The sequence below is a fragment of the Prevotella sp. PTAC genome (assembly GCF_013166535.1).
Taxonomy (GTDB): Bacteria; Bacteroidota; Bacteroidia; order Bacteroidales; family Bacteroidaceae; genus Prevotella.
Genome location: NZ_JABKKK010000001.1, coordinates 134,096 through 156,462, shown reverse-complemented (window position 1 = coordinate 156,462; position 22,367 = coordinate 134,096). Strand labels below are relative to the sequence as shown.

Genomic DNA, 22,367 nt, shown 5'->3' with positions numbered 1-22,367 from the left:
TCACACTGATTTTAATCGATGTGCTTGAAAAAGCGATGCAAAGATAGTCGTTTAAATTCAATTACGCAAACAATGCACGGGGATTAATAATAAAAAGTGCAATATTTTCACTTATTTCTTGCATTATATTGGTTTTTTTGTCTAATTTTGCAAGCAAAAGACATTGTTGCGAAGGATAAGTGTATCTCAATAATAAAGTCAACCATATAAATTAAGTATGATAAACCGCGAAATTATAAGAATCAAGATAGTTCAGTTAACCTATGCGTACTATCAAAATGGAAACAAGAATATAGACTCTGCCGAGAAAGAATTGTTTTTCAGTCTTTCAAAAGCCTACGACTTGTATAATTATTTGTTGGCGCTCATGGTGGCGGTGACAAAAGAGGCTCGTAAACATGTGGAGGTGGCTCAGGCAAAAGCAAGACGTGAGGGAACGGAAGAGCCGTCCACGAAATTCATATATAATAAGTTCGCTCTTCAACTTGAAGAAAACAAGATGCTGAACGAATTTATGGAGAGCCAGAAGAAGACATGGGATGACGAGGCTGAGTTTGTCAGGAAGTTGTATTTGCAGATTACCGAAAGCAATATATATAAGGAATACATGGCAAGCGGTGATGATTCTTATGCTGCCGACCGTGAGCTTTGGCGGAAGATATACAGAACATTGATACAGGAGAACGAGGCACTCGATGATGTGCTCGAAGAACAGAGTCTGTACTGGAACGATGACAAGGAGGTGGTTGACACATTTGTACTTAAAACAATAAAGCGGTTTGACGAGAAGAACGGTCCGAAGCAGGAACTGCTTCCTGAATATAACAGTGATGACGACAGGGATTACGCCCGCAAACTGTTCCGTGCTACTATTCTGAATGCCGATGAATATCAGCGTTTCATGAGTGAGGCCTCGCGTAATTGGGACTTCGGACGTCTCGCATATATGGATGTAGTGATAATGCAGATAGCTATAGCTGAGATTATGACGTTCCCCACTATACCGATAAGTGTTTCTATCAACGAATATGTGGAAATGTCGAAACTGTACAGTACACCGCGAAGTGGCGGATATATCAACGGCATGCTTGACACAATCGCACGCCACTTGGTGGATACTGGGCGTCTGCTCAAAAGCATCGAGCCTCAACGGGTAAGCATGCCAAAGGGAGGTGAAAAGACTGAAAACGAATAAACACGAATAAACATCGAATATGACAACAACATTATTTTTATCGGCTCAGGCTGCCCAGGGTGGTGGAATGACAAGCATGCTTCTTATGATGGTGGCCTTGTTTGCCATCATGTGGTTCTTCATGATCAGACCTCAGCAGAAGAAGCAGAAAGAGATACAGAACTTCCAGAACTCTCTTGCCGTAGGAACATCTGTGGTGACCGGTGGCGGCATCTACGGAACGGTGAAGAAAATAGATCTTGCGGCAAACATCATTGAGGTGGAAATAGCCAAGGGAGTGGTGATACGTGTAGACAAAGGCTATGTCTTCAAGGATATGGCAAGCACACCTGTGCAGACAAAATAAATGGACTGGCGGTATCGCATAGCACATATAGTCAGGAAATCCTTATTCAAATTAGTGAATAAGGATTTCCTGATTTTTTTGTTTTTTCTTGCGCTTTCCGCTGTCTTCTGGTTGTTGATGACGCTTAATGAGACCTATGAAAAAGAAGTGAGAATACCTGTCAGCATAGTGAATGTGCCTGATAACGTGGTACTCATATCTCCGAGTACGGATACCATGAAAGTGGTGGTGAGGGATAAAGGACTCGTTTTGCTTGGATATGAATATAGAGACATCTTGCGTCCGCTGCGTATAAACTTCAAATCATATGTACGTGGCACGGAGAGTGCTTCGATAACGTCGGCCGAGTTGCAGCGTTTCATATATCAACAGTTGTCGGCTTCGACTAAAATCGTGAGTATAAAACCGGATAAGTCGGAGTTCTTTTTTAATTACGGACTGTGCAAGCGTGTGCCTGTCAGATGGCGCGGGCATGTGGTTCCGGAGCAACTTTATTTTATTTCTCACGTGGATTATCAGCCAGACAGTGTCGATGTGTATGCCGCAGAGGAGAAATTGGACAGTATAGACGTGGTATATACGGAGACGTTGAATTATGATAACTTCCGGGATACGCTCTCTATAACCTGCGGATTACAGAAAATACGAGGTGCGAAGTGCGTGCCGGATAGGATAAAGATGGCTTTTTATACCGATGTGCTCACGGAGGCAAACATGAGTGTGCCGGTGACGGGTGTCAATTTTCCTGACGGTAAGGTGCTGAGAACATTTCCATCGAAAGTCACCGTTCATTTTGTTACGGGTATAAGCCGGTTGAAAAAACTTCGACCGTCTGATTTTACGGTGGTTGCTGATTATGAAGAGATAATGCGGCATCCGTCGGATAAATGTGCGGTACATCTGAAAGGGATACCGCATGACGTAAGTAGGGCGAAGATAGATGTTGGTTCAGTGGATTATCTTATCGAGGAAGAATGACGGGATATACGATATCGGAGTTGTTGATATGCCCGAATGGGATATTAATGCCATTCGATGGAGTACGGCTCTGTCTGTTAATGGTTGAAATACGCGGCTGATAAGGATGAGAATAGGAATTACCGGAGGTATCGGCAGTGGAAAAAGCTATGTTTGTGCCAGACTTGAAGCTTTGGGGATAAAAGTCTATGACTGTGACAGTGCGGCCAAACGTATAATCAGTTCTTCTGATGAGATAAAAGAGCGGCTGACGGAACTCATTGGTCCGGACACATATAAAGACGGCAAACTCAATAAAGCGTCCGTTGCGAGTTTTCTTCTTGCTTCGGAAAGCAATGCGCAAGCTATAGACGCCATTGTGCATCCGGCTGTTGCCGTTGATTTTGAAAATAGCGGAATAGAGTGGATGGAGTGCGCCATTCTATATGAGTCGGGATTTGACCGGCTTGTAGATAAGGTAATAGCGGTGACTGCTCCCGATAGTGTAAGGGTGAAAAGGGTTATGGAACGTGACGGAATTACATGCGGGAAAGTACGTGAATGGATGGCACGGCAGTTGCCACAGGAAACCGTTATTGCGCGTGCTGATTATGAGATAATAAACGATGGTACACATGATGTGGACCGACAGATAAACGAATTAATAAACAAATTGAAGTAAACAAAGACATGTTACAGACAATCTTAGCAATCTCGGGAAAGCCCGGACTTTACAAATTGGTATCAAGGGCAAAGAACAGTCTTATAGTGGAGGTTCTCGACGATACGCACCGCCGTATGCCTGCGTTCGCCACCGACAGGATAACATCGCTCGCAGATATCGCAATGTATACAGAAACGGATGATGTCCCGTTGCACAAAGTGCTCACAGGTATGAAGAATCTTGAAGAAGGAAAGACCTCTGCTTTGGATTATAAAAAGGCAAGTGGTGACGAACTGCGTGAGTATTTCGCAAAAATACTGCCCGATTTCGATCGCGACCGTGTGCATAACAGTGATATAAAGAAACTTATCCAGTGGTACAACATACTTATAAGTAACGGTATTTCCGATTTCGATGAAGAGATGACACCTACGGAAGGTGATAATATCGATGACCGAAAAGAATAAGAAAGATACTGTCTGAGATAATGAAAGACGAAGGAAGACCGGCCAAACTGAAAGACATTGCCGAGAGACTTGGTATAAGTGTCGCCACGGTGAGCCGTGCTCTCCAAGCAAATCCCGCAATCAGTAGGCAGACGCGAGAACTCGTGATGCAGACCGCACGGGATATGAATTATACCAAAAATATCATTGCCGATAGCCTGCGCAGCGGTTCGCTGCCGGTTATCGGTGTTATTGTTCCCCACGGGGTGACCCACTTTTACTCATCTGTGCTTGATGGGATAGAGCACATTGCGGCATCAGCCGGATATGCCGTGGTGAACATGAACTCACATGAGAGATATGTAGAGGAATATGCCAATGTGCGAAATCTTGCCAATCTGCATGTTGCCGGAATAATAGCGAGCGTGACTCAGGAGACGGCCGATTTCTCACATTTCGGCTCTTTGATGGCCGGAGGTATACCGGTGGTTTTTGTCGCACGCGACATACCGATGCAGACATATTCTTCCGTGACGGCCGATGGAGCAGAGGCGGCTCGTCGCGCGACACATCATCTTATCAAACAAGGTTGCCGTAGGATTGCCATTCTGTGTGGTCCGAGCCGTTTGAAAATGGTGGCTGATCGCAAGCACGGATATATTGAGGCACTGCGTGAGTATGGTTTGCCTCTGCGCCCCTGTTATGTGGCATACAGTGATATCGATTCAGTGTCAGCTGTTGACGCCACCGATACGCTACTTGATCTCAACGAGTGTCCCGATGGCATTATAGCACTTAATGATACGCTACTTTTTTCAGCTATGAAGACAATAAAACGCCGCGGTCTTTCGATGCCGTCGGATATAGCCCTGATAGGTTTCAGTGATGCGGAATATGCCGCTGATGTATGTCCGACATTATCTACAATAGAAGATCGGAGCCGTCTGATGGGTGAGAGTGCGGCACAAATCCTTTTAAATCATATACGTGGAGATATGACTCCGGTGCGAAAGGTAATCTCCACGGTGCAGCGTATACGGCAAAGCAGTCGACGGAAATAATGGTCTTCCATATTATTTATAATTTTTGTTTTTTTCATAGGTATCTCAATTGGGTGAAAAGCAATTGCTTTTTATAAAACGTCCGCAAACCGGCTTTCTGGCAATGGTATGACAGGCAAATGAAAAGCATCCGCTTTTCTGGTCTTTATGACCATCCAAGCGGATGCTGTCTTTGTTTTCTGTTTTTAAGTGTCGGTATGTAATATATATAGTTGCAGTTTGTTTTTCAGAACATTCCAGGTCCGCCGAAACCGCCACCTCCGCGGTTGCCACCCATGCGCGGGCCGCGTCCGCCTCTCTGGCCTGGTCTGTCAGTCCTTCTGCCATCTCGCATACCTTCACGTGCGGCTTTTCCTCCGAATAAGTTCATGCGGTAAATGACGTGCAGCATGGCAAAGTTTGTAATGGCATTATACTCTGTGTCGTTGCGTTGCATGGCGTTGATGGTGCGGCTGATGGTCGACTGTTGGTGCAACAGGTCGTAGAACTGCAGCGACAGGGTGAGTTTTTTGTTTTTCAGGAAACTCTGGCTTATCTGCGCATTCCATATCAGTTCGTTGGTGTTCATCGACTCATCGTTGAATCCACGTCGGCTGTTCATGTTGAAGTCTGTGGATAGCCCCATTCCCCAAGGCAGTGTCATACTTGTATTGAATCCGTAAGAATATATCCATGTGTCGAGATTGCTGTTGGGTTGAAGAGCGTTTCTTGCGTGGTTGTATGTCACGGTTCCGTTCACTTCAAACTCAATCCACTCGTTGCGGTAGCTTCCGGCAAGTTTTTCACGTATGGATGTAGACTTTGTAACGTTCTTTTGTGAGTCTGAATTACGGTTTATGCTGATATAGCTCACGTAGTGTTCATATCCGAAATCGGTAGATGTGTTCACGTTGAAATAGCCTGTAGTGTCGATAGCCGTGTTGTAGAAGAACGATCCTTTAATGTTCCAGTTGCCGTTTATGTTCTCCGGTCGTGTGATACGTCCTCCAGTTTCGGGATTGTATGTCACGCGGCTGCTGAAGCTGTTGCTTGTCGTATTGAAACTCATGTTTGCTCCGAAAGCCTGCTGCCGGTGCTGTATGTAGTTGTTGTAGCGTATGAAGAAACTGTTGGTGAATGATGGCTTCAGTCCCGGGTTACCCATCGTGATGTTCAGCGGATTGCTGTCATCTGTGATGTCAAGCAGGTCTGTCATGCTCGGTTGGCTTGTCGATCCGCGGTAGTTGAACCTCAGTTGGCTCACTTTCGATATCTTCCAGCGGAAATCGAGGGTGGGGGTCACGTTTGTCACCGTGCGGACCGTGTCGGCGTGATGGCCCTGGTAGCGCTGCACGAAATGTGTTTTCTGCGGCATCACAGTCACTCCGACGTTGAAGTTATACGCCTGACGTATTATTCGCAGCATTAACTGTATGTCGTGTATGTAGTTCTTGTACTCCGAGAAGCGGCTCAGGTCATCGTCAAGATAGTCCTGATAGGGATTATCCAAACGGTTGAGGTATTCGTCCCACCCGCGGAATTGCGGCGTGATGCCGGCGAAGAAGTTTTCACCGAGGTTGCTGAAATCAAACGTTGAGCGTTCGCTCTTTGTGTATTTATACTGAAATTCATAGCTGAATTGCAGGAAAGTGGCCTTGAATATAGGCTCGCTGTATGTCGTTCTCACATTGTAATTATAGTTTTTCTGCGGTGTGAGGTTATATCTGTTTGTCTGATATGTGGAGTCGAGTCCGAGAATGTTTTTAATCTGATACAGATGCACGTTGGAAGTTGAGAGACTTTTGTTTTCCGACTCTCCATAGTTTGCGCCCATTCTCAGTGTTACGTTTCGTCCGGTGTTGTTCAGTTTGCGGTTGATTTGCAGCGAACCGCCGAAATTTTTCGACTCGCCGTAGCTTATAGAGTTGTTTTTCCGTGAGTTTACCATCACGTCATTTTCGGCCAGTTCTTCTATATCTTTCTCGTCCAGCGGGTCGAAGACGTATAGATACGGGTCGTCCTTGTAAGTTGCCGAGCGGCTCATCGATAAGCCGTCGTTTGTGGAATAGCTGAAATTCGGGCGGAACATGATGTTTGTCATCGTGTCGGGCATCCATTCCAGACGCATCTGCGCGTTCCAACTATTGCTGCGTGAGTAGTTTTGGTTCAGGCTATTTGAGAACGAGCCTACTGTGCTTACGAAATTTTCTGCTGCCGTTTTTGTACGTGTGTCGCCATCGCTGTGGTTCCAAAGTACACTTCCATCCAGTTTCAGTTTGTCTTTTTTCTCGTAATTGAAGTTGGCTCCGGCCATTTTATGAGCTGTGAGTCCGCTTCGTCCGCCACCGCCACGGCCTGAAAATCCACGGTCGTTGACGTTATTCGCATTCCCAAATCCCATTACTCTGAAATTGTCTTGCATCCTTGCTGCCATCACACGTGCCGCATATCGGTCTTTCGTACCGATTGCAAGGTCGTTGTTAGTGAAAAATCCCTTATTCATACCACGTTTGATGCCGAAGTCAAGCACTGTTTGTTCGTTGCCGTCATCTATTCCCGATATACGGGCGAGGTCGCTTTTCTCGTCATACGATTTCACCTTTTCTATAATAGAGGTGGGCAGGTTCTTCATTGCCGTCTTTGTGTCGCCCGTCATGAATTCCTTGCCGTCTATCAGTATCTTTTTCACTTCCTTGCCGTTGATGGTTATCTTGCCGTCGTCGTCTACCTGTGCGCCTGGCAGTCTCTTTACCAACTCTTCCACAACAGAGCCTTCCGGCGTGCGGTATGCGGCGGCGTTATATACGAAAGTGTCTTCTTTCAGTGTTACCTTGGCTGCATGTCCTTTCACGGTTGTGCCTTCCAGCATGATGGCGTCTGCGGTGAGGGCTATCGTTCCCAGTTGAACATCTTTTCCACCGGTCACGGTTATGTTGTTTGTATAGTCTTTATATCCCACACTTGTCACTTTCAGTATGTATTTGCCGTCGGCTGGTGCTGTTACGCTGAATGTGCCGTTTTCTGCCGTGAGCAGTCCTTTAACAAGCGTGCTGTCTGTCTTCATCAGTTTCACGGTTGTCATCATCATAGCTTCTTTCGATTCGTTTTCCACTATTTTTCCCGTGATAACACGTTGTCCCAGAGCGGGAATTGTCGCCGTTATAACGGCCATCCACAATAGAAGTCTTTTCATTATATAGTTACTTTTTTTATTCATTCACGTTTTTTATGACGGGATAATGATTAAAACGTTTAATGAATGGTGGCTGAAAAATGATAAATCTTAAAAAAACGGTGTGTCCGGATGTTTGAAACGATTGTCGGAAGCTATATTTTTAATTTTTACCAATTGCTTATCTGGAACTTTTAGAGTATATGGTTAAGTGTATTGAAACTTTAATGATTATTTGGTTAAATGGATATTATTTTGCCTATTGCCAAATATTTATCACGTAATTTACTTTTGTATAATAACAAAAAAGCTTATCTTCGCGCAAAAACGATGGATAGAGAAAAGCTAATGATTATATACTACGCACTTGATGAGGCAGAATATTTAATTTCGGAAGAGATACAGTGTTTGATGAGTGAAGATGTTTTGGAGGAATATCAAAATACTCTTGACAAAATAAAATGTGCTTTGCGTGTCGTAAGAGAATACGGTGCTAACCGATATAACAATTCTCTTGGTGATACATGAGATATTTTATGTGCATATCATCTACTTTGAGCAGATGCATATTGTTATCTATGCCTAATAAATTCCTGTCATTTAAGTCGAGTAAACGGCTACAAAGTATTTTCCCTTGTATATCGAATGTTATATAGCCTTGGTCAAAAAGTTTATCGAGATTAGGTTGCAATAACAGTCCGTTGTACATGTCTAATCGCTGTTCATTGTCACTGACGTACCATGGCTGGATATGAGAAGCTACCAGTACGGGTAAAAAAGAACATCCGCTTACGCTACAACCATTCCAGTATTGGACAAGTTTATTTCGAAATACCCCTTGTCCGATACGAGATTGTATTATCTGAGTTCTTTCTGTTGAAGTCAGTTGATGGTCATCTTCTATTTTGTGTATTTCGGAAAGGATGCTATCGTTAATTCTTTTGTTATAGCCTGATTTTACAAATGCGAGGAATTTTCTTAGTCCGGCTTGAAAATCGCCTAAGGCTTTAACAGTATTGTATCGGCTTCTTTGTGTATACACCTTTCTTTCCTCATTCATTATAAAGTTTACATATTCATCTGTAATATTCTCATCCAATATATAATACTGTGAAAGGAATCGCATTCTACTGATATAATCATGGCTTGTTTTCTTTGCAATTCCTCCATACTGAAGCATATAATGCAGAAAGTTAGACTCTAATTCTTGAAAAGCTAATGTGGATGCAATCATGTCCTTCTTTATTTATTGTGGTTTGGAAATCAACAATGAATTGTTGTTTATATAAATATTCTTAACTGTAAACATACAAAATATTCTAATATGTTCAATGTTGTATTTGCAAACTTTATAATATCATTCCTGTTTTTAATTCTATTTATACTATTGTTGTATCTCATTAAGTATTCAGCTCTAACCATACGAGATTATAAAGGTGGATGCCGTCTTTTCGAATATATATGCTATTTGTTAATATAGGTAGTGCTCCGAGATATTATTATGGTTGCTGGCTTAAAATGCTGGAAATGATTTTTAAAGAGAATGCAGAATTGTCGCAGGTAGATATTTATAAGTTGTTTGAAGATTAGTTTGTGGGGTGATTTGTTTTGTGGAATATTGATAATCTGATATTTATAATCGTTCCAATACCATGTAATGATTAAGAATAAGTCATATTTTTTATTTCCGCACTATAATGAATATTCCGAAAAAACAGTGCTTTTGAAATTCGTCGGAAAAGTCGTTTTGAGGTGTTCCGGCAATGATTTCGCTCTGTTTTTATACCTGTCTTTTTCCGTGCTTTTGGCTGTTGTGTCGCATTTGGATACTCATTGCAAGCTGTTTTGCTTCATTTTGCGCCGCATTTGGTTGCCCGGTGTCTTCCGACGGATTGCCGGGTGCTGCCTAACGGGATACCCAATGCGGGCCAACGGGCGTTTAAATGCAAAAAACGGCCGGTGGAGTATGTGGCCGTTTGTATGTGACTGACGGTCAGATAGTTCGGAAAATCACCGTAAAGAAAGTGTAATATATTTATAATCAGTGATTTGCGAAAACTGTATCAAAATCGGGTAAAATCACGACAAAACGGTTTGCGCTGCGTGTTTTCCTGTTTATGGCTGTGTCGTTGTAATGATAATTCATGATGTTTTGCCGCATATCGTAAATTATTTTGACGTGGTTTTATGTGCCGGTGTTATCGATTGATATTATTTTCGCAAATAAATTGCCAAACATTAAGTAAATCGTAAAATATTGTTTATATTTGCAACGACTATTAACCGTAAAATTTTTAAATATGAAAAGGAAATCTTTAATTTATGTTTTGTTATCGTTGTTCATTTGTTCATGTACGAACGATATTGACACTACTGTTGAAAATTGTAATGTCCCGAATAATCATGCCCCAAACACGGATGGCAAGTTTAAAATAGATGAAGTGAAAGCATTGAGTATTTCAAATAATTTCTTTAAGTCCTCGACAAGGGGTTCTTCTGATTTTGTGATGGATTATGTGAAGAGTTCTGAACCTAATTTAACAAGAGGCGGGGATTTTGTGTATGATACTCTTGCTTATATTTTGAACAGAGGAGATGGCGAAGGCTTCATTGTCGTATCTTCTGATAATCGTGTTTTCCCTGTTCTTGCTTATTCGGAAACCGGTACTTTCAGTTATAAAGAAAGTATGGAAGATCCTGTTTATGCTAATTTTATATCACGATTGGACGGTTATTTGAAGAGTGCAGAGAACAAAGATTCTGTTATAGAAGTGCCGGATGATTATCTATTAAGATGTGTCACTGCTGTCCCGTTAAAATCGCGAAGTATCATCTGAGCTCAAATTCTCGGAATACCGTTCTTGATATTCAGGCACTTATATAACATCTTATGCTAGTTGGGTTAAGTTTCGAAATCAAATCGGTTTACCTTAAAATTGTTTGTATTACTCAGATATATAGCTTGTTATGCGGCCGATTCACAATTTTAACGGGACACTAGTGAAGATGTGTTATACATAGAGAAGTTGTTGATTCTTCATGGCATCAACTATCACCGTATAATAAATATGTAGTAAAATATAATCCAAATTGTCCCGTAGGATGTGTCGCTATTGCTACGGCACAGGCAATGTTACATTGCAAAGATGAAGTAGTATATGGTGATAGAACTTATGATTTTAAGGAGATAAGAGAAGTTTTATCAGAAAACAGGTTGCCGGGTGAGTCGTCTTTAACAATGGATTATGATATGGCGATGGATAAAATAGCATATTTGTTATATCAAATAGGTATGAGTACGAAAATGATATATCACCCAATACACGGAAGTGGTACTACATTAGAAAAAGCAATGTCTTTGCTTGATAGTTTAAATTATAATGTACGAAATCAAAGAAAGATAGATTTTGTAGATTCTATTGTTGTGAATTATTTATTGAATGACGATATTATATGTATCGGTGGCACGGGAATTGTCAATGGTGGTGAAATTAAACATGCTTGGATTATAGATGGTTGTTCTTTTTGTTGGAAAGAAAACCGTCCCAAATCAGGGGTACAGTATATTTTCCTTCATTGTAACTGGGGATGGGGTGGAAAATCGAATGGTTATTATTCCCCTCTTATATATTTTGATCCGGAAGGATGTTTGTTTTATACATATCAATTGACTTATTTTTCTGTTGGTAAAAAAAGTATTTTAGAGAGCCTTATATGCGAAGACTTATGGGGAGGATTTACAGGACCCGGACAATGATAATTATTGCCGTTGCCACATTAATCGTTTCTTGCGGTTTGCGTAGATATGATAAAGTGGATGGAAGTAAGAATGCCAATGCTATTGTTCTTAATTATATAGATGATATTATCGGCCTGTCAAGGCATGTGCGGCATCTGAGAGATAATAGTGATACGACCGTTGTCACCACCCGATACGGCGGGTGGCAGATAGACAGTATCGCAGTGTATGAAGAGCGGTATTATCTGCCGCGCCCTAAAATTGTGAGATTTGTGCATAGTATTTCTAAGGCCGATAAGCGGAAGATGGCAAAAAACGGATCTTTTGAGAATCGGCACTTATGGCTCACAACCGAGGTGAAAGGGAACGAGCTGACTTTCATGGCTCCCACGACAGATATGCAAGACGACCGTGAGGCTATAATATATCTGAGCAAAGGAGACTATACCGACAGTATAAAGATTATACAGTCGGCTATGCTTCTGGGCAAAAATCCCAACGTATTTTCTCTTATTAGTATTTGGCCTCATTGGTTAAACGCACCTGTGAACGGGGCCAAGACGGAGGCGACGACCCGTGGAACGACATGGTGGATAGAGAAAATAGTTTTTTACCGGAGCGATTACGGATTGGAATCGGAAGAATGTATATTCTCCGATAGTGACAAGGAAAAGCGTCTGCGGACGCAGAGATGCGACACAACGGTGAGATATGTGACGATAAAGAGCGTGGGGAAAGACATTGATATTTCCGTACCGCCGAACAAGACAGGCCGTCGTCGAAGGTTCATGATAGTTTTGCGGTGCGATAACAGTTGTAGTTATTTTAATGGAGAACAGGCCGCCGAGTGACATGATTATCAGTGGAAAGGCCGGTGAAGGAATGTGACAATTTGTTCGTTTCTAAATTCCTTGGCTGGCCTTTTTGTTATTTTTGTGACATAAAATTGCTATCTTTGCAGGTGATAGGCTGCGTCTGAGCAATTGAAACGAGTATCATTGCGTTCGACCAATGCTGTTTTTTAGAAAGATTATGACTAAACAGGAGATTATAATATCGGATAATATAGGGCGGTCGCTGGCCGCCGCAGTAGAAATTTGCCCGCACGACCGCCTCTTTGTGCTTGCGGACGAGACCACCGAACGGCTCTGCCTGCCGCTCATCGCTGGACAGGACTGCATGCGCGAGGCACAAAAGATAGTCGTAGGAGCCACCGATGTAAACAAGACGCTTGACACCGTGGCGCACATATGGACGGAACTCGGACGCTTGGGGGCCACCCGCCACTCGCTGATGATAAATCTCGGCGGCGGCATGGTGACCGATCTCGGCGGCTTTGCCGCATCTACATTCAAGCGGGGCATAAGCTACATAAACATCCCTACGACGCTGCTCTCAATGGTGGATGCCTCTGTCGGTGGGAAAACGGGAATAAACTTCAACGGCCTTAAAAACGAGATAGGCGTGTTCAACAATGCCCGAAGCGTCATTCTCGACACCGGGTTTCTTAAAACAATGGACTCGGAGAACATACTGTCGGGCTATGCCGAGATGCTGAAACACGGACTGATAAGCGATGAGCGGATGTGGGCTGAGCTGATGTCGTTCGACCTTGACACTCCCGATCTCGACCGGCTGCGCACAATGGTGGCCGACTCAGTGAAAGTGAAAGAGCGCATCGTGGAGCAAGACCCAACGGAACGGGGACTGCGCAAGGCATTGAACTTCGGCCACACGGCGGGACACGCCTTCGAGTCTATTGCCATGCGGTGCGGCACACCGATTCTGCATGGTTACGCAGTGGCGGCCGGTATGATATGCGAGTTGTATTTGAGTGCTCTTAAAACTGGTTTCCCGACCAACAGGATGCGCCAGACAGTGGCTTTCATCGCGGAGAATTACGGCCGCATGCCTATCACATGCGATGACTATCCGGAACTGTTTGAGCTGATGACCCACGACAAAAAGAACGTTGCCGGCACAATAAACTTCACGCTGCTGGGCGGTATAGGCGACATAAGGATAGACCAAACGGCAACGAAAGAAGAAATATACGAGGCTCTCGACTTTTACAGGGAGGGATGTATTTGAGGAGGTTGTTTAAGTCTGACTCATAAAACAAAAAACACTCTTGACTCTTAAAAGATTACGTAAACAATGGAAATAAAACCGATAGCATATTTCAGTTCGCCGTTTACCTCTAAGTTTGGACTACCCAGACAAAGCGGACTGGTGCCCAAGCTGCGGGGAAAGATTGTTTTTACATGCGATTATTCAGATCCGGATTCTGTTCGGGGACTCGATGGTTTCGACTATCTGTGGATTATTTGGGGGTTTTCCGAGAACTTGTCAGCGCGCAAGCATGCTACGGTACGCCCTCCACGGCTTGGAGGAAACAAGCAGATGGGAGTTTTTGCGACCCGTTCTCCATTCAGACCCAATAACCTGGGACTATCAGCCGTGCGGATAGAGAGAATAGGGATGCAGGGTGGCAGACTGGCAATAGAAGTGTCCGGAGCAGACCTGATGGATGGAACGCCTGTATATGACATTAAGCCTTATGTGGTGCAGGCCGACTGTCACTCGGGAGTGAGAAGCGGGTTTACAGACACGGAGCAATGGAAAATGCTTGCGGTGGAGATGAAAGAAGAGCATGAGATACTGTTTGATGATGATGAGTTGGCCGCACTCAAACAGGCGCTTGCCCTCGACCCTCGGCCCCATTATCACTCAGATCCGCTGCGTGTATATGGTATGCCGTTTGCCGGTCGTGACGTGAGGTTTACAGTCGATGGTGAAGTGATGAGGGTTATAGATGTTGTAGACCGTGTGTAGTGAACCACGTTGCAATGAAGTCAAGGTCTTTCGTCAAACCTTATTATTATATGTTTAAATCCCATGGACTTCAGCATGTTTCGTATTTGTGTATCTGCGTTGTTGCGTGCACTGTTTATGTTGGCTTTTGTCATTCCTTGTCTTAGCATCCTGGTATGTGCCCGTTTGTACATTGCTTCACGGTCAGCATTGGTCCATCGGCCGCTTTCAAAGAAAGAACGTGTGCGGGCCTCGTCTATGAAATCTCTATCAAGTAGTGATATCGCAGGTAAAATCATGGTTATGGAATCACCGGATACTTTTATCCATTCTGATTTTACGTGGTGCATGTTAATTCCAAGCCGCATTGTCCCGTAATAAATGCGCACAAGGTGGTCGTCGGAGAACATCCCTCGACGCACCGTATCAATCATTTCCTCGTCTGACACGGAAAGAAACTCCCATTCACCGATGGCTTTTATCGACTCTATATGTTCGGGAGTGATGTCTATCCTCTTGTCGTTTTCCACCGTGATAGATGTCTCTTCGGCAATGTTCAGTAGCTTGTACACCACCACCGATAATGCAATCAGTGTCAGTGCAACAACTATAAACTTTATATTCGCTATGCTTGCGATCTTCTTTTTCATTTCTTTCATGCTATAGTGTTGTCATGTCATGGTATCTTTTCCACTGTTGTCGCATCGATAAGTGTTTTTAAGTCGCTCTCATCGAATTGCTTACGGAATGTCACTGTGATGTCTTTTCCCTCGTAACCCATCTGTTCTATCATTGGTATTATAATCTGGGCGGCATTTTCTTGTGCGGTCTCTATTATCCCGGTACGGGTGATTGACGATATGATAGCTTCACGTCCCTGATTTTCATAGTCGGTCATATCCTTGTCAGTGAAATGCGAACGGGTGATTGATACGAACTCTTTGATGTTCTTTCTGTCTATCTTACTGCTTGTAAGGGTCACTTTTGGATCGGGGAGAATAATGGTAATCTTATTTCCATCCCGTTCGATATTCTTTTCTGAGAATGTGGAAAAGTCGATATATGCTTTCAGTTTGGCACTCATCGGGATAGCTATCTTGCGGTCTCCGATTGGCATTTTCATATCGAATTGTTTGCCGAGAAATGTTCCTTTTAGGCGTTTTACGTCGTCGTGGGTCACTATTTTTTTTATTCTATACTCGGCAGTATATAGTCGTGAGTGTTTTCGTATCTGCATAACAAGCATAGGCAGGCTGTCTGTGTTTTCCGAATTATGTTCAGGCGCATTCTCTTTGTCTGCCGAGCATGAACACCCTGATATTATCATAATTGTCAAAAGCAAGTATATCAGTTTCATATCGTAGTTTCGTAATTATAGTTTTGGAGTGATTATTATTGTTGCAAAAATAAGAAAAAACATCCGTTTTGCATAAAAATGAAATTATTTTTGTCAATCATTTAAACTTTTAAAACATTACGGCATCATATAACCAGTCGCGACAGAATAAACGTATTAATAACAGCTATAAACAAGAAGCGATTATGAAAAAGACTATACTGGCATTGGCCGCAATGATGATAATCAGTGCCACAGCAATGGCTCAGAACGAAGACAGACGCGGACGTAATGGAATGGACCGAACGGAAATCGTGAAGAGACGCACGGAGGCCACAGTTAAGAAATATGATTTGAATGCGGAGCAGGCACAAAAGTTGCTTGAGCTTAACACGAAGTATCAAGGACAAATGTGGCGCGGAATGGGAAATCGTGCGGGAAGAAATACAAATGCAGGAAAGGAGAGAGCCGTAAGACGTGACACCTCTATGCGTAAGAGAACAGCTCCCGCTACCGGGAACAATGTACGCATAAGACCTGATATGAAAGAAATGCGTGAGAACATGAGGAAATATGATGAAGAATTGAAGACCATAATGACTTCTGAGCAGTATGCCAAATATCAGAAAGACATAGAAGCAAGAAGACAAGCAGGCAGGAAATAAAGAAATAAAATAAAGATAGTCATAATGATTTGGTGAACATAATAGTGATTTAGGTAAATGAAAAGCAAGGAAAGGCAAGTGTGCCTGGCTTCATGAGGTTTTAATTTTTTAAGTAAGAAGAAATTAAAGGGTAACGGGGCGTGTCAAAACTAAGGCGCGCCCTTTTTTGTTTTATAATCAATGGTCTTTAATTCTTTGTGTGCATAAATGAATATTAATAAAGTCCTTGTTGGTATTATCCGCTCTGATGATTTGAAAATACGATATTATAGAAAACTTGAAACGCCGGAAATATATTTCCGGCGTTTCAAGTTTATTGGTCGGGCATAATTGTTTTACTCGAAAGTCTTGAACTCATAACCCTCGTCTTTCAGCCATTTTATAGCCTCAGGCAGGGCTTTATGCAATTTGTCGATACTTTTTACAGAGTCGTGAAATGTTATTATCGAACCGTTGCGTGTGTACCGTTTCACGTTGTTGAGTACTCCCTCGGCTGTCATCCACTTGGAGTAGTCTCTGGTGACAAGATCCCACATCACTATACGGTATTTCCGGCCGAGCCAAATGTATTGATCCAAGCGCATCCAACCGTGCGGGGGGCGGAACAAATTGGTGTGTAACAGTTCGTCCGCTTTCTCCGCATTGTCGTAATACGCCTTTATCGAGTGACGGAATCCACCTATGTGATTATAGGTGTGGTTGCCGATTCGATGCCCTTCGGCCACTACTCTTCGGTATAGTTCAGGATATTTTCTTACGTTATCACCTACCATGAAGAATGTGGCGTGGACTCCGGCTTTGGCAAGAGTGTCAAGGATAAATGGAGTCGCTTCCGGTATAGGACCATCATCAAAAGTCAGATATATGGCTTTCTCATGTTTGTCCATTCTCCATGTTGCTCTGGGGTATAACCAGCGCAACCACATAGCCGGTTGCTCTATTATCATCTTGTTACTTTATTAGCCTTCTATTCCGAACTTACCGCCTTTGTTTTGATATCTTTCAGCGAATATTTCAAGTTCTTTCAACTTCTTTTCTGCCCATGTGGGATCGGTCTCATTGGCTATGATGGCGGCTTGCTGCATTATGTGCAGATTAATCATGCACTCTCGTTGTGCGCTCGTGAAGCGTATTCCTTCGAGTGACAGATACCAATTTAGGTATTGGCTTGATTTTTTCCACAGTTCTTTTATCAGATGATTTGCCGCGGCTTTGTTGCCAATCGCTGCATATACACGTGCTTCGTCGAGCGACCCGGAAGAGTAGTCGACAGGTACGTTGTATTCGGGGATATTCTTGTCAAGATATGCCAATACCTCTGCGGCTTTCTTGGTTTGTCCTTCTGCGGCAAGGTTCATTGCCAGTTGCACGAATACACGGCGGTTTGTATGGCACATGCGCATAACTGTTTCATCAATGTAAATACCTTTTTTGTCTATTCCGCCGAACTTGAACTTGTTCATCATCACGTCATAACTGCGCTTTGTGTCGAAGTTTTTCGCTCCCGCTGTATTAGTCGTGAACGGAGTGATGCGGTTTACAAGACCTTCCTGTATGAAGTTGTCTCCGAGGTTCATGTAGTTATCCTGGCCTACGGTGAGAGCTACGTATATCGGGCGTACCCAATTGCTTTGGGCTATCATTTCAAGCATCATGAGGTCACCTTTGTATAAAGCTCTCTTTCCAGCGAGTGAGATTACCATCTTATCAGGTATCGAATCGGTTGCCATCATCATTCCGCTTTTCTTCACCGCTTCTTTGTCGATGGTTACATATACTGTATCAGTCGGTATTACGTGAATGCTTCCGCGGTCTCCTCCGGTGAGGAGAGTCATCACTTCGCGCTGATTTTCGTCTACATCGTTGCGTACCCAGTATTTAAGTATGTTCTTCAATTCAAACGGTTCGTCTCCGAACATCTTCTTGGCTTCTTCCGGATAAGTCTTATAGAGTTCCTTGATGCTCTCTTTCATCATCGGATTCAGCTGCACATATTCGTTTGTTCCGGAGCAGTATTCAAGTCGGTTCCACGTTATCGGCACGGAAGGAGAGTCGTAAGCGGGGCGCCGCATCTGGTCGATGTACCAGTCTGTTTGCAGATAACTGAGGTTGCAGACACGTGCGTCTGTACGTACTCCCTCCACATCTTGATTATACCAGAGAGGGAACGTGTCATTATCTCCGTTTGTATAAATGATCGGATTGCCTTCTTTTTGAAGCGACATTAGATAATTCTGTCCGAAATCACGGCATGTGTAACGTCCGCTGCGGTCATGGTCGTCCCATGTCTGTGATGCCATTTGCACGGGGACAAGCAGGCAGGCGGCTCCCACTATTGCTGCCACCACTGTCTCATGGCCTTTTAGTTTGCGGTTGATTTCTTCAATTATGGCAGCGACTCCGAGTCCGCACCAGATTGCGAAAGCGTAGAACGAGCCTGCGTATGCATAATCGCGTTCGCGCGGTTGCATAGGTGTTTGGTTGAGGTAGATTACGATTGCTAGTCCGGTCATGAAGAAAAGGAAGAACACTACCCAGAACTGGCGGATGCCGTTAGGGCCTTTTCTCAGTGACTGCCAGAACAGGCCGATAAGTCCGAGTAGTAGCGGCAGGCAGTAGAACACATTGTGTCCTTTATTGTTTTTCAACTCGTCAGGCAGCAGATCCTGATTGCCCAGTCGCCAGTTGTCAAACCAAGAGAAGCCGGTTATCCAGTTACCGTGTTCCAGTTCGCCGTTACCTTGCAGGTCATTCTGGCGTCCTGCGAAGTTCCACATGAAATAACGCCAGTACATGAAGTTGCATTGGTAAGACAGGAAGAAGCGCAGATTTTCGAGTTGCGACGGCATTTTTATCATCATCGGCTCTCCGCAGCGGTCATAAGGAACCTGGCTGCCGCTCACTCCGCCCATCCAACTTTCATAGGCTCCGGCATGGGTATCACTGTACATGCGTGGGAACAGCATGTTCTGTGCATACTTGTATTCGTCTCTTGTGCGTACTACGAAGTATGAATCTTTCTCGTCGGCAGACGCTTTTTCCTTGCGTTGGTATACCGGTGCGCCCTTTTTCATTTGCGGGCGGCAGTACTCTCCGTCTTTATCGAGAGCCACTTGCGATGTATATGCCTGGCCGTAGAACAACGGTCTGTTGCCATATTGCTCTCGTCCGAGATATTCTCCGAGTGTGAAGATGTCTTCGGGAGAGTTCTGGTCCATCGGAGGATTGGCGGAAGAACGTATCACTATCATCGCATAGCTTGAATAACCGATCATCAGCATAAGCATGCAGAGCAATGATGTGTTCTTTACTCTCGAACTGATTAGCGGCATACCTTTCTTTGTATACTTCAATGCGAACCACAGTGCGGTCAGGACTATGATTCCGATTATTACGGAAGAAATGCCGTGTCCGTAGAACGGTATGCCGAGCATGCCCACCGAGGCGATGAAAGCAATGTCGCCTCGCTTTTGGCTTTTGTCGTTGTATGTCTCATATATAGCCCATATAATGCAGGCAATGAGTAGTATTATATATATTATCTCGCCTGTGTTGAACGGGCAGCCGAGGGTGTTTACGAAGAACAACTCAAACCATCCGCCTACACGCACGATGCCAGGCACCACTCCGTAGAGTACGGCTACGAGTATACCCACGGATATTGCCAGGGCAATCAGTGAGCCACGCAGATCGGCATTGGAGTTTTTGTGAGGGAATCGGCGGTAGTAGTATACCAACACAAGTGCCGGTACGCAAAGCAGGTTTAGCAGGTGCACACCGATGGACAGACCGGTCATATACATTATCAGTACCAACCAGCGGTCGCTGTGAGGCTCGTCGGCATGGTCTTCCCATTTCAATATCAGCCAGAACACAATTGCGGTGAATGCCGATGAATAGGCGTATACCTCGCCTTCGACAGCACTGAACCAAAAAGTGTCACTGAAAGTGTATATCAAAGCGCCTACAAGTCCTGAGGCTTCTATTGCGATTGCTTTTGGTAGTGTAAGCTCATTCCAGTCTTTTATGAGCAGTTTGCGCGCGAGATGCGATATTGACCAGAACAGGAACATTATGGTGATTGCCGAGAGCAAGGCGCTCATCATATTTACCATGTATGCCACTTGTGTCGGATCGCTTGCGAATTGTGAGAAGACATTTGCCGTCATGGCAAAGAAAGGTGCTCCTGGCGGGTGTCCTACTTCGAGTTTATATCCTGTTGTGATAAACTCCGGACAGTCCCAAAAACTTGCTGTCGGTTCAATAGTGGAGCAATACACAAAGGCTGCTATCAGGAAAGATAGCCACCCGAGCAGATTGTCCACTCGTCTGAATTGTTTCATCATTCCAAATGGTTATTATGTTATTCTATAATTTTGGTTATTCTGTCAATGCTCTTTTGACGATGATATAATCCGTGCAAAGGTAATATAAATAAGGTGAGATATTGAGCATTTTGTTTTTTTTAACTCGTATCCGGCTGTCGCTTGGTTCGTGTTTAATGTGTGTCCGGTTGATAAAAAAAACAAAACGTCATAAGCGTCTCTGACCCTTATGGCGTTTATATTCGTTTTTTAGTAGATATACGGTTTAACGGTGGAGGTATGTCTTGTTATGTTTTTGTTCATATCAGCATGCTTGCACCGTATATCAGTAATACGTATCTTAGGAATTTGCCTATCGTAATGCTTATGAACGATATTGTGATGTTCGCACGCATCAGTCCGAGCACTATCGTGATGGCACTGCCGAGAATGGGGACGAAGGCGAAGAAGCCCATCCATGCTCCGTGACCGGCCATGAATTTTTCTGCTCTGTCCAGATCTTTGCGTTTCACGTGTAGATATTGCTCTATCCATTCCATCTTGCCTTGCCGGCCGATGGCATAGTTGAACATTCCTCCCGCCACGTTGCCTATCGTGCCGTAGACGATGAGAAGCCACGGGTTCAGGCCTGCGGCGAGAAGCGCTATCATTACGGCCTCGCTGCTGAAAGGGAAGAAGCTGCCAGCTAAAAACGAGGCTACCAATATCCCGAAATATCCGTAGTCGGTCAGAAGAGCGGTGATGACATCCATAGATTAACTCCTGTTATTGCTATTATTGTAATCATGATAAGGCAGAATGCGATGTTTGTCACCCGTGTCCGTGTGAGTGAGATGAAGTGTCCTGCCAGCGGAGCGGTGTTTATTATGAGGATCCTCGTGAGGATATCATAATGTTGCGGGAATGCCACAGCCAGTGTCATTACAAACAGTGCCATGAGGATGAAACAGTTATATAGCATTCTTATTCTTATCTTGTCGTTGTAGGCCGTGCGTGCGAAGTGTATCATTCCGGTGACTGCGAGTATGGCTATGAATATGAATGTCGCAACCTGGTTTACAGACAGTATGGTGTAGTCCGGCGGATAGCTTATCTCCGATAGAGGCATGAAGTGGTCTAACGATGCCAATGGATTGTCGGAGTAGATATAATATAATGTGGCAAACCAGTATGGTGTCACCACTCCGATAACGGAAGCGAGAAATGTGCGCCGGCTCATCGACTGTATGTAGAAAATCATCATTATCCACATGGCCGGTATTAATATAAGTGTATGCACGTAGAACATGCTCGACAGGCCAATCATAATAAATCCGTAAAATGTCTTTCCCGTGGCTGTCTTATCCTGATAGCAGTGGAACAGCAGCAGGTATGCGGCTGTTATTAATGTTGCGGCGATGGCTTCATTCATGGCATCGAACATGAAACAGCACATTGAGGCTATCGCAATGAATGAGCACGATACCATCCTGCTGTAAATTCTGATAAGTGCGTTGCTGTTGTTCAGTTCGATCATCAGGTATGTAGATAAAACAAAGCAGGCGAACTGTATCCACCATTGCATGTGGTACAGTCCGTCCGCCAGCCATACAGCCACCCCGTACAGAGCGACCGCGGGCAGTGCCATTCTGCTTTCCGAAATCTTGTTTTGCAGTCGTTTGACCATTG

Annotated in this window: 21 protein-coding genes; 13 read left to right on the top strand and 8 right to left on the bottom strand. The window is 44.0% G+C overall.

Annotation, left to right across the window (positions count from 1 at the left end; translation table 11 throughout):
• Positions 1 to 217 precede the first annotated feature (217 nt).
• The 6 genes from nusB to HPS53_RS00625 all read left to right on the top strand — a co-directional run bounded on the left by nusB (position 218) and on the right by HPS53_RS00625 (position 4,669).
• The gene (gene nusB / locus HPS53_RS00650; protein WP_104369336.1) at positions 218 to 1,195 is read left to right on the top strand and encodes a transcription antitermination factor NusB; all 978 of its coding nucleotides are present in this window, start codon (positions 218 to 220) and stop codon (positions 1,193 to 1,195) included.
• Between the two features lie 19 nt (positions 1,196 to 1,214).
• On the top strand, positions 1,215 to 1,541 hold the full coding sequence (yajC, locus tag HPS53_RS00645; protein ID WP_104369335.1) for a preprotein translocase subunit YajC: 327 nt from the start codon (positions 1,215 to 1,217) through the stop codon (positions 1,539 to 1,541).
• A 147-nt stretch (positions 1,542 to 1,688) separates the two neighbouring features.
• On the top strand, positions 1,689 to 2,519 hold the full coding sequence (locus HPS53_RS00640) for a YbbR-like domain-containing protein (protein WP_233210193.1): 831 nt from the start codon (positions 1,689 to 1,691) through the stop codon (positions 2,517 to 2,519).
• A gap of 106 nt (positions 2,520 to 2,625) precedes the next feature.
• Complete coding sequence (coaE, locus tag HPS53_RS00635; protein WP_172203835.1) at positions 2,626 to 3,180, top strand: dephospho-CoA kinase; 555 nt, start codon at positions 2,626 to 2,628, stop codon at positions 3,178 to 3,180.
• Positions 3,181 to 3,188: 8 nt separating this feature from the next.
• Complete coding sequence (locus tag HPS53_RS00630; protein WP_172203833.1) at positions 3,189 to 3,629, top strand: DUF5606 domain-containing protein; 441 nt, start codon at positions 3,189 to 3,191, stop codon at positions 3,627 to 3,629.
• A gap of 20 nt (positions 3,630 to 3,649) precedes the next feature.
• Positions 3,650 to 4,669 carry a LacI family DNA-binding transcriptional regulator gene (locus tag HPS53_RS00625; protein ID WP_172203832.1) on the top strand — a complete coding sequence of 340 codons (1,020 nt, stop codon included), beginning with the start codon at positions 3,650 to 3,652 and terminating at the stop codon, positions 4,667 to 4,669.
• A 226-nt stretch (positions 4,670 to 4,895) separates the two neighbouring features.
• Here the strand turns inward: HPS53_RS00625 and HPS53_RS00620 are convergent, their stop codons facing one another.
• A complete protein-coding gene (locus HPS53_RS00620; RefSeq protein WP_172203830.1) occupies positions 4,896 to 7,841 on the bottom strand; it encodes an outer membrane beta-barrel protein in 2,946 nt (981 codons plus the stop codon).
• A 222-nt stretch (positions 7,842 to 8,063) separates the two neighbouring features.
• Here HPS53_RS00620 and HPS53_RS00615 point away from each other — a divergent pair, with 222 nt between their 5' ends.
• Positions 8,064 to 8,348, top strand: coding sequence for a hypothetical protein (locus HPS53_RS00615; protein ID WP_172203828.1), 285 nt, complete (start codon positions 8,064 to 8,066; stop codon positions 8,346 to 8,348).
• Here the strand turns inward: HPS53_RS00615 and HPS53_RS00610 are convergent.
• Positions 8,314 to 9,054, bottom strand: a complete 741-nt coding sequence (locus tag HPS53_RS00610) for an HNH endonuclease (RefSeq protein ID WP_172203826.1) — start codon at positions 9,052 to 9,054, stop codon at positions 8,314 to 8,316. The two genes, HPS53_RS00615 and HPS53_RS00610, sit on opposite strands and share 35 nt — an antisense overlap.
• A gap of 1,066 nt (positions 9,055 to 10,120) precedes the next feature.
• Here HPS53_RS00610 and HPS53_RS00605 point away from each other — a divergent pair.
• From HPS53_RS00605 to tsaA, 5 genes are all read left to right on the top strand, one after another.
• Positions 10,121 to 10,657: a Spi family protease inhibitor gene (locus tag HPS53_RS00605; RefSeq protein ID WP_172203824.1), complete on the top strand. Its 537-nt coding sequence runs from the start codon at positions 10,121 to 10,123 to the stop codon at positions 10,655 to 10,657.
• 176 nt (positions 10,658 to 10,833) lie between these two features.
• Positions 10,834 to 11,577, top strand: coding sequence for a C10 family peptidase (locus tag HPS53_RS00600; protein ID WP_172203995.1), 744 nt, complete (start codon positions 10,834 to 10,836; stop codon positions 11,575 to 11,577).
• A complete protein-coding gene (locus HPS53_RS00595) occupies positions 11,574 to 12,410 on the top strand; it encodes a hypothetical protein (protein ID WP_104369327.1) in 837 nt (278 codons plus the stop codon). Before HPS53_RS00600 ends, HPS53_RS00595 begins: the two co-directional genes overlap by 4 nt.
• A gap of 181 nt (positions 12,411 to 12,591) precedes the next feature.
• Positions 12,592 to 13,650 (top strand): 3-dehydroquinate synthase, encoded by a 1,059-nt coding sequence (gene aroB, locus HPS53_RS00590; protein ID WP_172203822.1) that lies wholly within the window; start codon positions 12,592 to 12,594, stop codon positions 13,648 to 13,650.
• A 66-nt stretch (positions 13,651 to 13,716) separates the two neighbouring features.
• Positions 13,717 to 14,394 (top strand): tRNA (N6-threonylcarbamoyladenosine(37)-N6)-methyltransferase TrmO, encoded by a 678-nt coding sequence (tsaA, locus tag HPS53_RS00585; RefSeq protein ID WP_104369325.1) that lies wholly within the window; start codon positions 13,717 to 13,719, stop codon positions 14,392 to 14,394.
• A gap of 20 nt (positions 14,395 to 14,414) precedes the next feature.
• Here tsaA and HPS53_RS00580 read toward each other — a convergent pair whose 3' ends face one another.
• On the bottom strand, positions 14,415 to 15,023 hold the full coding sequence (locus HPS53_RS00580) for a DUF4230 domain-containing protein (RefSeq protein ID WP_158249567.1): 609 nt from the start codon (positions 15,021 to 15,023) through the stop codon (positions 14,415 to 14,417).
• A 26-nt stretch (positions 15,024 to 15,049) separates the two neighbouring features.
• Positions 15,050 to 15,730: a DUF4230 domain-containing protein gene (locus tag HPS53_RS00575; protein WP_104369323.1), complete on the bottom strand. Its 681-nt coding sequence runs from the start codon at positions 15,728 to 15,730 to the stop codon at positions 15,050 to 15,052.
• A gap of 185 nt (positions 15,731 to 15,915) precedes the next feature.
• Here HPS53_RS00575 and HPS53_RS00570 point away from each other — a divergent pair, with 185 nt between their 5' ends.
• The gene (locus HPS53_RS00570) at positions 15,916 to 16,374 is read left to right on the top strand and encodes a DUF4890 domain-containing protein (RefSeq protein WP_172203820.1); all 459 of its coding nucleotides are present in this window, start codon (positions 15,916 to 15,918) and stop codon (positions 16,372 to 16,374) included.
• A 335-nt stretch (positions 16,375 to 16,709) separates the two neighbouring features.
• Here HPS53_RS00570 and HPS53_RS00565 read toward each other — a convergent pair whose 3' ends face one another.
• From HPS53_RS00565 to HPS53_RS00550, 4 genes are all read right to left on the bottom strand, one after another.
• A complete protein-coding gene (locus HPS53_RS00565) occupies positions 16,710 to 17,321 on the bottom strand; it encodes a polysaccharide deacetylase family protein (protein WP_104369321.1) in 612 nt (203 codons plus the stop codon).
• A gap of 12 nt (positions 17,322 to 17,333) precedes the next feature.
• Positions 17,334 to 20,717 (bottom strand): DUF2723 domain-containing protein, encoded by a 3,384-nt coding sequence (locus HPS53_RS00560; RefSeq protein WP_172203993.1) that lies wholly within the window; start codon positions 20,715 to 20,717, stop codon positions 17,334 to 17,336.
• A gap of 281 nt (positions 20,718 to 20,998) precedes the next feature.
• Positions 20,999 to 21,451, bottom strand: a complete 453-nt coding sequence (locus tag HPS53_RS00555) for a YqaA family protein (protein ID WP_104369320.1) — start codon at positions 21,449 to 21,451, stop codon at positions 20,999 to 21,001.
• Positions 21,427 to 22,365 (bottom strand): hypothetical protein, encoded by a 939-nt coding sequence (locus tag HPS53_RS00550; protein WP_216651856.1) that lies wholly within the window; start codon positions 22,363 to 22,365, stop codon positions 21,427 to 21,429. The genes HPS53_RS00555 and HPS53_RS00550 overlap by 25 nt, the downstream gene beginning before the upstream one ends.
• Positions 22,366 to 22,367: the final 2 nt, after the last annotated feature.